General features: G+C 64.5%; 13 protein-coding genes. 9 read left to right on the top strand and 4 right to left on the bottom strand.

Annotated elements, in window-relative coordinates:
* Window positions 1–18: 18 nt before the first annotated feature.
* The gene (locus tag B0G62_RS01680) at window positions 19–972 is read right to left on the bottom strand and encodes a glycosyltransferase family 2 protein (RefSeq protein WP_103701895.1); all 954 of its coding nucleotides are present in this window, start codon (window positions 970–972) and stop codon (window positions 19–21) included.
* Window positions 973–1105: 133 nt separating this feature from the next.
* On the bottom strand, window positions 1106–2410 hold the full coding sequence (locus B0G62_RS01675) for a hypothetical protein (protein ID WP_103701893.1): 1305 nt from the start codon (window positions 2408–2410) through the stop codon (window positions 1106–1108).
* Between the two features lie 658 nt (window positions 2411–3068).
* Between B0G62_RS01675 and B0G62_RS01670 the strand changes: the two genes are divergently transcribed.
* Both B0G62_RS01670 and groL read left to right on the top strand, forming a co-directional pair.
* On the top strand, window positions 3069–3359 hold the full coding sequence (locus tag B0G62_RS01670) for a co-chaperone GroES (RefSeq protein WP_103701891.1): 291 nt from the start codon (window positions 3069–3071) through the stop codon (window positions 3357–3359).
* Window positions 3360–3404: 45 nt separating this feature from the next.
* Window positions 3405–5045, top strand: a complete 1641-nt coding sequence (groL, locus tag B0G62_RS01665; RefSeq protein WP_103701889.1) for a chaperonin GroEL — start codon at window positions 3405–3407, stop codon at window positions 5043–5045.
* 185 nt (window positions 5046–5230) lie between these two features.
* Here the strand turns inward: groL and B0G62_RS01660 are convergent, their stop codons facing one another.
* Both B0G62_RS01660 and thiD read right to left on the bottom strand, forming a co-directional pair.
* Window positions 5231–6175, bottom strand: a complete 945-nt coding sequence (locus B0G62_RS01660) for a glycosyltransferase family 2 protein (RefSeq protein ID WP_103701887.1) — start codon at window positions 6173–6175, stop codon at window positions 5231–5233.
* A gap of 224 nt (window positions 6176–6399) precedes the next feature.
* Window positions 6400–7272 carry a bifunctional hydroxymethylpyrimidine kinase/phosphomethylpyrimidine kinase gene (gene thiD, locus B0G62_RS01655; protein ID WP_103701886.1) on the bottom strand — a complete coding sequence of 291 codons (873 nt, stop codon included), beginning with the start codon at window positions 7270–7272 and terminating at the stop codon, window positions 6400–6402.
* 327 nt (window positions 7273–7599) lie between these two features.
* Here thiD and B0G62_RS01650 point away from each other — a divergent pair, with 327 nt between their 5' ends.
* From B0G62_RS01650 to B0G62_RS01620, 7 genes are all read left to right on the top strand, one after another.
* Window positions 7600–7770 carry a rubredoxin gene (locus tag B0G62_RS01650; RefSeq protein ID WP_008342674.1) on the top strand — a complete coding sequence of 57 codons (171 nt, stop codon included), beginning with the start codon at window positions 7600–7602 and terminating at the stop codon, window positions 7768–7770.
* Window positions 7771–7986: 216 nt separating this feature from the next.
* Complete coding sequence (locus B0G62_RS01645) at window positions 7987–9513, top strand: hypothetical protein (protein WP_103701884.1); 1527 nt, start codon at window positions 7987–7989, stop codon at window positions 9511–9513.
* 169 nt (window positions 9514–9682) lie between these two features.
* Window positions 9683–10261: a YqgE/AlgH family protein gene (locus tag B0G62_RS01640; protein WP_103701882.1), complete on the top strand. Its 579-nt coding sequence runs from the start codon at window positions 9683–9685 to the stop codon at window positions 10259–10261.
* Window positions 10258–10692, top strand: coding sequence for a Holliday junction resolvase RuvX (ruvX, locus tag B0G62_RS01635; RefSeq protein WP_407671090.1), 435 nt, complete (start codon window positions 10258–10260; stop codon window positions 10690–10692). Before B0G62_RS01640 ends, ruvX begins: the two co-directional genes overlap by 4 nt.
* Before the next feature lie 95 nt (window positions 10693–10787).
* Window positions 10788–11837: an aspartate carbamoyltransferase catalytic subunit gene (locus B0G62_RS01630; protein ID WP_103701880.1), complete on the top strand. Its 1050-nt coding sequence runs from the start codon at window positions 10788–10790 to the stop codon at window positions 11835–11837.
* Window positions 11838–11848: 11 nt separating this feature from the next.
* Window positions 11849–13126, top strand: a complete 1278-nt coding sequence (locus B0G62_RS01625; protein ID WP_103701878.1) for a dihydroorotase — start codon at window positions 11849–11851, stop codon at window positions 13124–13126.
* 36 nt (window positions 13127–13162) lie between these two features.
* On the top strand, window positions 13163–13912 hold the full coding sequence (locus B0G62_RS01620; RefSeq protein WP_103701876.1) for a lysophospholipid acyltransferase family protein: 750 nt from the start codon (window positions 13163–13165) through the stop codon (window positions 13910–13912).
* The last annotated feature ends 32 nt before the right edge of the window (window positions 13913–13944 follow it).

Raw genomic sequence — 13944 nt, 5'->3', positions numbered from 1 at the left:
GTGAAGCCACGAGCGGGCTCAGCCGCGCGCGCGGTAAAGCTCTGGAACCAGCGCGAGCAGAATGCGCTTGAACGTCAGCACGCGCATCGAGACCGAAGACGCCACGCGCCACGCCGCCACGATGTTCTTCGCGCGTAGTTCCAGGCCGGCTCCGATCTGCGCGCTCGTGTTATGCAGATCGCCCAGCAGGTTGCCGATGAGTTGCGAGCGGACCATCGTGCGCTGCGGCGCTTCGAGCGCGGCGAACGAGAGCGCGCACATTTGCGGCAGCAACTGGTAGAGGCTGTCGTAGTGGCGCATCGTGCGCCTCGACGTCATGGTCGAATTCGGCCGGTAGCGGCGGCGGAACAGCGGGCGGTTGAGCACCGAGACCATGATCTTCTTCTCGAGCAGCAGGGCCGCGACGAAGTGATTGTCTTCGAACACGATGCCGTCGATGAAGTGCAAGTCGCCAATGGCCGAGCGGCGCGAGACGAGACAGCAAGGCGAGACGATGTAGCGGTCCTGCCGCACGGATTCGATGACGAAGGCATCGGACGGCAGCGGCGACGCCACGTCCGGGCGCGGCGAATTCACTTTCGAGCCCTCAGGCGGCGGCCCGTCTTCCGTCAATGCGGTGGCGCCGAACAGCACGACGTCGACGCCGTGCTCGACGAACTCCGCATGGCACAGGCGCAGCGTATCGGGATCGATCACGTCGTCGCCGTCCATGTAGTAGAGGTAAGTGCCGCTCGCCAGCGCGGTGCCGGCGTTGCGCGCGACCGACTGGCCACGATTCTCTTGCCGCAGATAGCGAAAACGCGAGTCGCGCGCGCAGAACGATTGCGCGATCCAGGCGCTGCCGTCGGTCGAGCCATCGTCGACGACGATGACTTCGAAATCGCCGAACGACTGTTCCTCGACGCTTCTTAGTGCGGCATCGAGCCAGGCATCCACGTTGTAGACAGGCACAACAATCGAAAAAGTAGGCATCGCGCGTTCCTTGCGTGACGGACGCGACAAGGTCCGTCGTCGCGAACGACTATGCGCTTCGGGCGCGGCGCGGTCTGCGCCTGAGCGCACAGATCGCGACAGTCGTCAGGCAGCCGCGCTGCGCACGCTATTCTCAGTCGGCGCGTGCCGTCGATGTGCGTTCGGTCAGCAGGCTGGTATGGAACGTGAGCGGCCAGCGCGCCTCGCCTGCGTCGGCCGCGCGTGCCTGCAGCACGAACGCCGACGGGCGGCTCCAGAACAGATTCTCGACAAAGCCGCCCGGCGGCAGCCCCACCGAGACGTGCTGTTCCCAGACGGGCGGCGGCGTTAGCATCAGCCCGATCAAGCAGAACACGAGCACCACCGCGCCCACGGACAGCATGTCGATCAGTTTCGCGGCCGGGGTGCGGACGATGCACAGCAGTAGCGCCAGGCCGAGCGTGCGCTCGCCGGGGTTGAGGACGTCGGCCACAATCGGCGGCAGCGCGAGGAATGTGAGCAGCAGCGCCCCGACGGTCGCGACCGTCGTGTAGTCCGCGCGCCGCCACGCCTCCCGAAGCGCCCAGTAGATGACGCCGATCAGGCCGAGCGCACACAGCACGTTGAGCGCCGATCCGCCCAGATGGAAAAGACGCGCGATGCCCTCATGCGGCGCATCGGAGAACACGAAGTTATGGTACGGCCCGAACTTCGCCACGGTATAGAGCTTGTAGGTGAGCGTCCAGAGGAGGCTGGGATGCTCGACGGACGAGAAACCCTGCGGCGGTGCTTTGGCCGCGAGATACCAGCCGAACAGACCGACCGAAACGAGAGCGGGCAGGCGCGGCAGCGGTTTGCGGTCCTTGAACGCTTCGATTCCCATCATCAGGAGAATCGCTGCCCAGACGATGGCGTGGGTGAAGAACGCCAGCAGGGAAAAGGCGAGGACGACAATCGGCCGCGACCGGGTCCGTGGTTCGCAAAGCAGCCACGCCGAAAAGACAAGCAAGCCGAATTGGAAGTTGAGATAGCCGCTCCAGAACGATGCGTTGAAATAGATGCCGAAAAGCAGGACGAGAAAGCATGGCGCCGGACGCGCGGCCTGGAACCGGCGCGCGAGCGCCCACGCGGCGGCGAACGCCAACGCGGCGTACAGATTGGCGATCACGCGTGTGGACGTCGACGGCGCAAGCACGAGATCGAGTGCGCACAACGCCACCTGAATCAGCGCATTGGGAACGGGATAGGACACGAATGCAAACTGCGCGCTCAGGTGATGCTGGAGCAGTTGTGCGCCGATGAAACCTTCGTACCCCCATTCGTTGAAATCCTGTAATGGCAGCCAGGGCGTGATGTTGATCGCCAGTACGATGGCGAGCGCTACGGCGATCGCGAGCGCGGCGCGGGGGGAGACACTGGTTCGGGACGGGGGCGAGACGGCATCGGCACGCTTGAGCATGGTGTCTTTCCTTCTGAATGGCCCGGCGGGAATGCGGCGTGTCATTCGTGGCGGCGAGTGCCCGCTTGCGCGAAAGCATGCGGTTTTATGCGAAGGCGGCCCGATGCCAGGAACTGCGCAGGATCGGCCAATTGATGCGAGGCGTCTGCGCGCCGCGCCACATAGGTCGCATAGCTGCGGTGCGCCCGGTTGGGAATGGCGACGCTTTTTAACGGGCAGCGTTCGAGGATTCTTTTTGGTGATGTGAAAGCTGGATGAAAGATATTCGTGGCACGAGTTTCGGGAATTCCCTGGGTCGGCAATTTGACGCGCTGTTACAAGTTGCCCGTCCCAAACGGCTGTCGCCGCTTGCTTGTCGATGGCGCTGCAATGACAGCGGATTTCGTAGCTAATTCCTTGTTTTATAGGAAGGTTTTCCGATTGTGAATCACGGCCGCAAGCCCTTTTGGCGGGCTTGGCCGGCGGTTTTTACCCTGATCGGCACCCCAAAAAAACCCTTCCGGCCCGTTCTTGAATTTGTCACTACCCGTCCATATAATTAGCACTCACCGCATGAGAGTGCTAACAACGCTCGGTGCATACATACCTCTGGCTGGCGATTGTCGGCAGCCAGTTTTTCTTGAGTCTCTTCAAGTCCAAATCAAGAGAGGATCTATCCATGAACCTTCGTCCTTTGCATGATCGCGTGATCGTCAAGCGCCTGGATCAAGAAACCAAGACCGCTTCGGGCATCGTGATCCCGGACGCAGCGGCAGAAAAGCCGGATCAAGGTGAAGTCCTGGCCACGGGCCCGGGCAAGCGCGACGACAAGGGCGCCCTGATCGCACTCGACGTCAAGGTCGGCGATCGCGTCCTGTTCGGCAAGTACGCTGGCCAGACCGTCAAGGTCGATGGCAACGAACTGCTCGTGATGCGCGAAGAAGACATCATGGCCGTGGTGCAGAAGTAAGTTCGGCCCACCGCTCATTCATCAAGAATCCCAAGGAGTTAGAAGATGGCAGCTAAAGACGTCGTGTTCGGCGATTCCGCCCGTTCCAAGATGGTTGAAGGCGTGAACATTCTCGCCAACGCAGTGAAGGTCACGCTGGGTCCGAAGGGCCGCAATGTGGTCCTCGAGCGCTCGTTCGGCGGCCCGACGGTCACCAAGGACGGTGTCTCGGTCGCGAAGGAAATCGAGCTGAAGGACAAGCTCCAGAACATGGGCGCACAAATGGTCAAGGAAGTCGCTTCCAAGACCAGCGACAACGCCGGCGACGGCACGACGACGGCAACCGTCCTCGCGCAGTCGATCGTTCGCGAAGGCATGAAGTACGTCGCATCGGGCATGAACCCGATGGACCTGAAGCGCGGCATCGACAAGGCAGTGGCCGCCGCAATCGAAGAACTGCGCAAGATCAGCAAGCCCTGCACGACCAACAAGGAAATCGCGCAAGTCGGCTCGATCTCGGCGAACAGCGATTCGTCGATCGGCGACCGTATCGCTGAAGCGATGGACAAGGTCGGCAAGGAAGGCGTCATCACCGTCGAAGACGGCAAGTCGCTGCAAGACGAACTCGAAGTCGTCGAAGGTATGCAGTTCGACCGCGGCTACCTGTCGCCGTACTTCATCAACAACCCGGACAAGCAAGTCGCCGTTCTGGACAACCCGTTTGTCCTGCTGTTCGACAAGAAGATCTCGAACATCCGCGATCTGCTGCCGGTTCTGGAACAAGTCGCGAAGGCTGGCCGTCCGCTGCTGATCATCGCTGAAGACGTCGAAGGCGAAGCTCTGGCAACGCTGGTCGTCAACAACATCCGCGGCATCCTGAAGACCGTTGCTGTCAAGGCTCCGGGCTTCGGCGACCGTCGCAAGGCGATGCTGGAAGACATCGCGATCCTGACCGGCGGTCAGGTCATCGCTGAAGAAACCGGCCTGACGCTCGAAAAGGCAACGCTGAACGAACTCGGTCAAGCGAAGCGCATCGAAGTGGGCAAGGAAAACACGACGATCATCGACGGTGCAGGCGAAGCCGCAAGCATCGAAGCGCGCGTCAAGCAAATCCGCACGCAGATCGAAGAAGCGACGTCGGACTACGACCGTGAAAAGCTGCAAGAGCGCGTTGCCAAGCTGGCAGGCGGCGTTGCAGTGATCAAGGTCGGCGCTGCGACCGAAGTCGAAATGAAGGAAAAGAAGGCACGCGTGGAAGACGCGCTGCACGCAACCCGCGCTGCCGTTGAAGAAGGCATCGTCCCGGGCGGCGGCGTCGCGCTGATCCGTGCTCGCGTGGCTGTCACGGGCCTGAAGGGCATCAACGCCGACCAGGACGCAGGTATCAAGATCGTCCTGCGCGCGATGGAAGAGCCGCTGCGCCAGATCGTCACGAACGGCGGCGAAGAAGCATCGGTCGTGGTGGCAGCAGTTGCAGCAGGTCAGGGCAACTACGGCTACAACGCAGCGACGGGCGAGTACGTCGACATGGTCGAAGCCGGCGTGGTCGACCCGACGAAGGTCACGCGCACGGCACTGCAGAACGCAGCTTCGGTTGCTGGCCTGCTGCTGACGACGGACGCAGCGGTTGCTGAAGTCGCCAAGGAAGATGCACCGATGCCCGGCGGCATGCCCGGCGGCATGGGCGGCATGGGCATGGACATGTAATTGCGATCCGGAGTTGGCGCTTCAGCGCCTACTCCGGTCCCAGGGAGAGCCAAGGCTCAAGCCTGATTACATCGAAGTGCGGGAGAGCTCACCGAAAGGTGTGCTCTCCGCCCAAAAGAAAAAACCCGCAGCGATGCGGGTTTTTTTATGCACACGAGGAATACGCGTGGTTCACGGTTTTACGTCTATTTCCCGTAACGCCGGCGAATCACATAGAGCGGCCTGCGTTTCGATTCATGATAGATCCGGCCGATGTACTCGCCGATCACGCCGATCCCGATCATCTGCACGCCGCTGAAAAACAGCAGCGACACGAAGATCGATGCGTAACCCGGCACGTCGATGCCGCGCACGAGGGTGCGGATCACGAGATACGCGGCGTAGAGAAAAGCCGTCACGGCCACGAGCAGGCCGAAATACGTCCACATCCGCAAGGGCACGGTGCTGAAGCTTGTGATCCCCTCCAGCGCGAAATTCCACAGCTTCCAGCCGGAAAATTTGGTCTCGCCCGCGACGCGCGAATTGCGCACGTAGGTGACTTCGGCGGTGCGAAATCCGACCCACGCGAACAGGCCTTTCATGAAGCGGCGCGACTCCGGCAGCGCGTTGAGCGTATCCACGACTTCGCGCGTCATCAGGCGAAAGTCGCCGACGTTTTCCGGGATCTTCACATCGGCGAGCTTGTTGTGCAGGCGATAGAAGCTCACCGCCGACTGGCGCTTCAGGTAGGTGTCCGAGCTGCGGTCCGAACGTTTCGCGAGCACGACGTCGAAACCCTCGCGCCATTTGCTCACGAGTTGGGCAATGACTTCGGGTGGGTCCTGCAGATCGGCATCGAACGGCACGACGATGTCGCCGCGCGATTCGGTCAGTCCGGCGGACAGGGCGGCTTCCTTGCCGAAGTTGCGCGAGAGATCGATGACGCGCACGCGCGCGTCGGCGTCTGCCGCTTCGACGAGCAGCGCCAGCGTGCGGTCCTTGCTGCCGTCGTTGACGCAGACGATTTCAAAGTCGAGCTCGTCGACTTTATCTATCGCTTCGAGAGCCGGGACGACCTCTGCGAAGAAGGCCGGGATGGCGTCTTCTTCGTTATAGAAAGGTACGACCAGTGACAGGAGAGTGCGGGACATGGATCTGCCGTGGGTAGGGTGCGCCCGTGTCGGTCATGACGCTGTCTCGCGATTGACCGCGAGTTCTTTTGCGTCTGGGGCTGCGCCGGCGGCGTTATCTTTGTTGGAGGGCGGCAGTATACCCCCGGCAATTATCTGTAAATCCCATTTCGCGGCTCCGCGGCGCAAAACTCAGTGCTGCAGCGCGCGGGCTTGACACCCGCGCGCGATAGCCAATAAAGCGATCAGTGCCGCGCCTCGCCCGACGGCGGGGTCTTGCCAGGACTGTCGGCATCGTCAGCCGCATCCTCGTCATCATTGCTGCGTGCCCAGAAGAAGCGGTCGGGCACCCAGGCGCCCATGCCGGGGCGGAACGCGTTCTGCATGGCCTGATAGAGATATTCCTGCGCTTCGCGCACGGCTTCGGGCGGTTCCTGGCCGTTGGCGAGCAGCGCGGCGATGGCCGTGCCGAGCGTATCGGTGACGCCCATCATCGGCTGGTTCGTGCGGTCCCAGAGGTCCTGGCGGATCTGGCCTTCCTCGCTATAGAGCGTGTTGACCACGCGATGCGAGCCCGTTTCCATCGACAGGATGTACTCGCAGCCGCTCGACAGCAGTTGCGAGATCGCGGCGTCGATGGTCGGTGGCTCGGAGTCGCCGTCGGGTTGCGCGAGCGCGATCAGCACGGAGACATCGGCCACGAGCAGCGTCGTTTGCGGCACCAGCAGATCGGTGACGGTCTCGCGCAGTTCGTCGGCGGCGAGCACGTGTTCGTCGTCGAGCGTGAAGTCCGGCGCGAGTACGAGCGGGACTTCGTCGTAGTCGGCGACCACTTCGGCGATCGCGCTCACGACTTCCGCGCGGGCGCCGGCGCCGACCTTGAAGGCCGCCACCGGCATGTCTTCAAGCAGCATGCGCGCCTGGCTCGCGACGGTCTCGGGGTCGAGGCCGGTGACTTCGTCGCAGCCAGCCGAGTCGCGCACGGTGTAACCCGTGAGAACGCTGACGCCGTGACAGCCCATGCTCGCGAGCGTGAGCAGGTCGGCTTGCAGGCCGCTGCCGCCGGTCGGATCGGAAAGGCCGAAGGAAAGGACGATGGGAGGGGTGTCGCCGGGCATGGACGTTGACGGGAGGGAGTGAAGGGTTGGCTCGTTGCGGCTGCTTGTGTGTTGCCTTGCTGCGGTCCAATTATGCCGCCTCAGGCGCGCAGCGGGGGACGGATGAGTAGACCGATACGAGGTAATTTTCCGTCTTGACCTGGCCCGGGGAAGCGTCTTGCCCTTGTCACGGTTGCTAGGCATAAAAACGGCAACACGGTACCATCATGGCTCTCATTGTCAGGCCGCTCGCCTGGCAGATTTCCTGGCAGTTTTCCCGACCGTCCGCGTTTGCTCCGTCGAGGGCAGGGGCGCGCGGTATTTTGGACTTTTCGACGCGGCATAAGAATGGAATATAGAAGCTGGATGTGCCTGATCTGCGGCTGGATCTACGATGAAGAAGCCGGTTTGCCAGACGAAGGCATCGCGCCCGGCACGCGCTGGGAGGATGTGCCGATCAACTGGACGTGCCCCGAGTGCGGCGCGCGCAAGGAAGACTTCGAGATGGTCCAGATCTGAGGCCTGCCTTGAATCGCGCTGGAGCGGCGCGGGGCGTGCAAATTGCTAGCAGCGTCCTGCATCGCGTGCAGGCGAGGCGTCTGGTCAGCCAGACGCCTCGATGATGCGAAATCTGTCATTGTCGGGCGTCGAAGTCCCAGACTGCACAGGATCGTCCGCATCCGTCTGCATTAGCCTGTACCCGCCCGTAACCGTTTCCGGCGCTGCCTTTGTCTCATGACTCCTCATTCATCGTCGGCTCCCTTCGAAGCGCTGCCTAATCCGCGTGGCGGCCACGTGCCGTTCGCGCATGCCGCGCTGGCCCAGGCCGGCCAGGCGCTCGACGAGCAGCGCGATGTCGCGCGGCCGCTGCGCCAGGCGGCGCGCACGCTGCGCGACGCGGGCTGGCTGGCGGCGGCGCGTTTCGCCGATACCTTGCTGCTGGCTTCGCCGCTGGCGCTCGCGGCGAGCGTCCCCACGCCGCCGCCGCCCGGCATGCCGCCGCGGCCCGCGCTCGACCACGACGCTCCCGACGACAGCCGCATCCGCGAGGCCTTTCGCCACGCGCTGACCGATCTGGCCGCCGCGCTCGAACGTCACAATCTGCGCGAACTGGCCTGTTCGCCGACGCTCTACGCCCATCAGCGCACCCTTGTCGAAGCGCTCGCCGAGCACGCGCCCGGCGTATCGCTCGCCTACGAGGACGTCGCGCTGCATGGCCGGCCCATTGCCGTCGCGACGCTGCACGCGCAGCCCACCCAGCGCCTCGCGCAGGCGCGTGCACGCTTCGAGGCGGCGCTCCTGCCGGCGCTGAAGGCGCGCCAGAGCAGCGACAACGGCGCCGCGGACACGCTCGCCCAGGCGGCGTTCGGCGAGATGGACGCCTGTTTCGCCGATTTGGCGAGCGATGACCCCTACGACTTCTGGCGTCTTGCTGCCGCGTGTGCCCGTGTGTTGCGGCGCGGCATCCCATTCTGGGGCGACCAGGATTTGCGCCGTTTCTACGCGCGCTGCAACCTGCTGATCGGCGAGCACGCACACGGCTTGCGCGTCGCGCCGCAGTCGTTCGTGCGCACCTCGCTGGCGCTGTTGTGGCGCGATTACGCGCTTTTCGGCGCGGCGGCGGAAGATGCTGCCGACGTCGAACTGCTGCACGACTACGGCTTGACCGTCGATTGGCATGTCGCGGGCACGCAGGACTCCGAGGCGCTTTGGGAGGCCGAAAGCGCGAAGGCTGATGCGCTGGCCACGCGCGTGGCGCCGATGCGCGATCTGGGCGCGCTCGTCGTCAACGGCAACGCCTACGAGGATTTTTTGCAAACCGCCGACGCGGCGATGCTCGCGCTCGGCACTCAGGCGCGCGCACTGTCGCTGCGGCCCGCCGACGCGCCGCCCGACCCGGCTGAGGCGCTGGTAGCCGCGGAGGCGGCGTACCGGATCGGCGCTGCGGCCTGGGCGCTGGGTCTGGGCCATGTCGGGCTGCTGGCCGATGCGCTCGGCCTCGCGTGGCGCTGCACGGCGCATGCGGCGGTCGCGGGCGGCAAGCGCGTCGGCGCGACTCCGGCACATGGCGCAAAGCCGGCGATCGGGCCCGACGCCGACGCGATCGATCAGGCCAACGAGGCCTTGCGCGCGATGCTGCACAAGATCGCGGCGGGCGTTGCCCAGCCCGACGCGAGCGCCACGGTGCGCGCGCTCGGCGCGGCGATTGGCGGCGGGGCCGGCGGCCTTGGCACTCCGGCGGCGCCCCTCGCGGCGCGTTAGCCGAAAAAGCGGCGGCCGGCGCGGCGTGGAGGGGCCAAATCCGTGTTATAGGCGTGCCCCGTCAGCATGTTAGAGTGACTTATTCCCCGCGCTACGGTGAACCCCAGAGGCAGCCGGAGGCCCAGGCAGGCCACCGCCAATCCGTATCGTCTTTGCTAGAATTCAAACCATGTCCAAAAGTAACGATCGCATCAACCTGACCAACCAGTTCCTGATCGCCATGCCGAACATGGCGGATCCCACGTTTGCAGGAACGGTGGTCTACCTTTGCGATCATTCCGAACGCGGCGCGCTCGGCCTCGTGATCAATCGTCCCACCGACATCGATCTGGAAGCGTTGTTCTCGCGCATCGACCTCAAGCTCGAAATCGAACCGCTGCTGCACGTGCCCGTCTATTTCGGCGGCCCGGTGCAGACCGAGCGCGGCTTCGTGCTGCACGCGCCCATCACCGGCACGAACTACACGTCGTCGATGTCGGTGCCCGGCGGGCTTGAGATGACCACCTCGAAAGACGTGCTCGAAGCCGTCGCCAGCGGTACCGGCCCGGACCAGTTCCTGCTCACGCTCGGTCATGCCGGCTGGGGCGCGGGCCAGCTCGAGGACGAAATCTCGAAGAACGGCTGGCTGACTGTCGAAGCGGACCCGAAGATCGTCTTCGAAGTGCCCGCCGAAGAACGCTTCGAAGCGGCGCTCGCGCTGCTCGGTATTTCATCGACGATGCTCTCGGGCGAAGCGGGTCACGCATGAGCGTGGCGGGGCGCAACGCCGCCGAGGCGACCCTGCTGGCCTTCGATTACGGTGAAAAACGCATCGGCGTGGCGCTTGGCAATGCGCTTACGCGCAGCGCCCGCGCACTCACCGTGATCCAGAACCGCAACATCGACTCCCGTTTCGAAGCCGTGGCCGCACTGCTGCGGGAATGGCAACCGGATCGTCTGGTGGTCGGCCTGCCGAGCCATCCCGACGGCACGCCGCACGTCATGACGAAGCTGGCGAAGCGCTTCGGCAACCAGCTCAATGGCCGCTTCAATCTGCCCGTGGTGTGGGTGGACGAGCGCTATTCGTCGGTCGACGCCGAGTCGCGTCTGCGCGAGCGCCGCGAACGCGCCGAGCACATCGATGCCGAAGCCGCCTGCGTGATCCTGCAGCAATACCTCGACGAACTTCCTGCCGCCTGAGCGCCGCGAGTGCGATGTGCGCCATCCAGACGGACTCGTCACGCCGCACACTTATCCCATTTGATCCAGCAAGCCATTCGCGCAGGACTCCAGCGATGAACACTCAGCCCACGCCCGCATCGGCCTCAGTGGCCAATGCCACTGAAGCCGCAGACAAGCGTTTCCGCTACGGCTTCCTGAAAGGCAATCCGCAGCTCACGAAGAACGGCGAACTCAAGCACCTGCTCTCGATCGAGGGCTTGCCGCGCGCGATCCTCAATCAGGTGCTCGATACCGCCACGCAATTCGTGAGCGGCGACAACCACGACGTAAAGAAAGTACCGCTGCTGCAAGGCAAGTCGGTGTTCAACCTGTTCTTCGAGAACTCGACGCGCACGCGCACCACCTTCGAAATCGCCGCCAAGCGCCTTTCGGCTGACGTATTGAATCTGAACATCAATGCGTCGTCGACGAGCAAGGGCGAGTCGCTGCTCGACACCATCGGCAATCTGTCGGCGATGCACGCCGACATGTTCGTCGTGCGCCACGCGTCGAGCGGCGCGCCGTACCTGATCGCCGAGCATTGCGCGCCGCACGTGCACGTGATCAACGCCGGCGACGGCCGCCACGCGCACCCGACGCAGGGTCTGCTCGACATGTACACGATCCGCCACTACAAGCGCGATTTCACGAATCTGCGCGTGGCGATCGTTGGTGACATCCTGCATTCGCGCGTCGCGCGCTCGGACATTCACGCGCTGACCACGCTCGGCGTGCCGGAAGTGCGGGCGATCGGCCCGCGCACGCTGCTGCCGGGCGGGCTCGAACAGATGGGCGTGCGCGTGTTCCACAACCTCGACGAAGGTCTGAAGGATGTGGACGTCATCATCATGCTGCGCCTGCAGAACGAGCGCATGAGCGGCGCGCTGCTGCCATCGGCGCAGGAGTATTTCAAGAGCTGGGGCCTCACGCCCGAGCGCCTCGCGCTCGCCGCGCCCGATGCGATCGTGATGCATCCGGGGCCGATGAACCGTGGCGTCGAGATCGACTCGCAGGTCGCGGACGGCCCGCAGGCGGTGATTCTCGATCAGGTGAGCTTCGGGATCGCGGTGCGTATGGCGGTGATGGGCATCGTCGCGGGCAACCGCGCAGATAGCAATAAATAACGCGGGGCAGCATGAAGATTCATATTCAAGGCGGCACGCTGATCGACCCGGTCGCGGGCACCGAACAGCAGCAGGACGTTTTCATCGAAGCGGGCAAGATCGCCGCGCTGGGCACCGCGCCCGGGGGCTTCACGGCGGACAGGACGATCGACGCGCGCGGCCTGATGGTCGCGCCCGGTTTCGTCGATCTGAGCGCGCGACTGCGCGAGCCGGGCTACGAGCACAAGGCCACGCTCGATTCGGAAATGCATGCGGCGCTCGCGGGCGGCGTGACGACCCTCGTGTGCCCGCCCGACACCGATCCGGTACTCGACGAAGCGGGTCTCGTCGAAATGCTCAAATACCGCGCAAGCAAGCTCGAACGCGCGCAGGTGCACCCGCTCGGCGCGCTGACGGTGGGCCTCAAGGGCGCGGTCATCACCGAAATGGTGTCGCTGACCGAGGCGGGCTGCATCGGCTTCACGCAGGCCGATTCACCTATCGCCGACACCCAGGTGCTGCTGCGCGCGCTCCAGTACGCCAGCACCTACGGCTATCCCGTTTGGCTGCGTGCGCAGGATGCGTTTCTGTCGAAGGGCGGCGTGGCCGCGAGCGGCGCGCTGGCCTCGCGCCTGGGGCTGTCGGGCGTGCCGGTGAGCGCGGAAACCATCGCGCTCTTCACGCTTTTCGAACTGATGCGCGTGACGGGCGCGCGCGTGCACGTGCAGCATCTGTCGTCGGCGGCGGGCGTGGAACTGGTGCGCGCGGCCAAGGCCGAAGGGCTGCCTCTGACGTGCGACGTCACGGCGAACCATCTGCATCTGACCGATACGGACATCGGCTACTTCGACGCGCAATTCCGGCTCGATCCGCCGCTGCGCCAGCAGCGCGACCGCGAGGCGCTGCGCGCGGGCGTGCTTGACGGCACGATCGACGTGATCTGTTCGCAGCACACACCCGTGGACGACGACGAAAAGCTGCTGCCGTTCGCCGAGGCGACGCCGGGCGCGACGGGCCTCGAATTGCTGCTCTCGCTTACAGTGAAGTGGGCACAAGAGGCGAATTTGCCGCTGGCGAAGGCGCTGGCGAGCATCACGTCGGCGCCGGCCACGGTGATCGGCAAGGACGTTGGGCGTTTGAGCGTGGGCGCGAGCGCCGACCTCTGCGTGTTCGACGCGCACGCGCACTGGCAGGTCGATCCGCGTGCGCTGAAGAGCCAGGGGCACAATACGCCGTTCCTCGGCTACGAACTGCCCGCCGTGGTGCGCGCGACGCTGGTGGCGGGGCGCATCGGCTTTGAGCGCCACTGAACGCGAGTTGCGACCGACCTCGATATCGACCCAGCCATGAGTCTCTTCTTTCGCAAAGCCCGTCTGCTAGGCCATCTGCTGCGCGGTGCGTGGACCGTTGGCGTGCGTTTTCCGCGCGCAACGCCCGAGCAGCGCCACGCCCTGAACCGCGCCTGGTCGCTCAAGATGCTCGCCCTGTGCGGCATGAAGCTCGTCGTGCATAACGATTCGGCGCGTGTGGACGCGGGCGCGCTCGTTGTCAGCAACCATATTTCGTGGATCGATATCTACGTGATCAACGCGTGGCGGCCGACGCCGTTCGTCTCGAAGGCCGAGGTGCGTCACTGGCCGCTGATCGGCTGGTTCGCGGCGAATCTCGATACCGTGTTCATCGAACGCGAAAAGCGCAGCGAGGCGCGCCGCATCATGCACGAACTGGCTTCGCGCCTGGAGCGTGGCGAGCTGATGTGCGTGTTCCCCGAAGGCACGACGACCGACGGGCTCGCGCTCAAGCCGTTTCACTCGAATATGTTCCAGGCGCCGGTGTCGGCGGCGCGGCCGGTGCAGCCGATCTGCATCATGTACGAGGACGCGCAGGGCCGGCAGTCGACGGCGCCCGCTTATATCGACGATCTGTCGCTCAAGGATTCGCTCGACGCGATGCTCAAGGGTGGCCCGATTACCGCGCATGTTTATGTGGGCGAGGCGCTGGAGCCGGGCGACGATCGGCGCAAGCTGGCGGCAAAGGCGCAGGAGTCGGTTGGGGCGGCGTTGGAGGCGATGCGGGGGGCGGTTGACGCCGTGTGAGGCGGTGGCGCAGCGGTCTTGGGGTAGCCGTA

This window comes from Paraburkholderia eburnea (genome assembly GCF_002917095.1).
GTDB classification, from domain to species: domain Bacteria; phylum Pseudomonadota; class Gammaproteobacteria; order Burkholderiales; family Burkholderiaceae; genus Paraburkholderia; species Paraburkholderia eburnea.
Note: the sequence above shows the minus strand (reverse complement) of the source record. Positions and strands in the feature narration are given on the sequence as shown.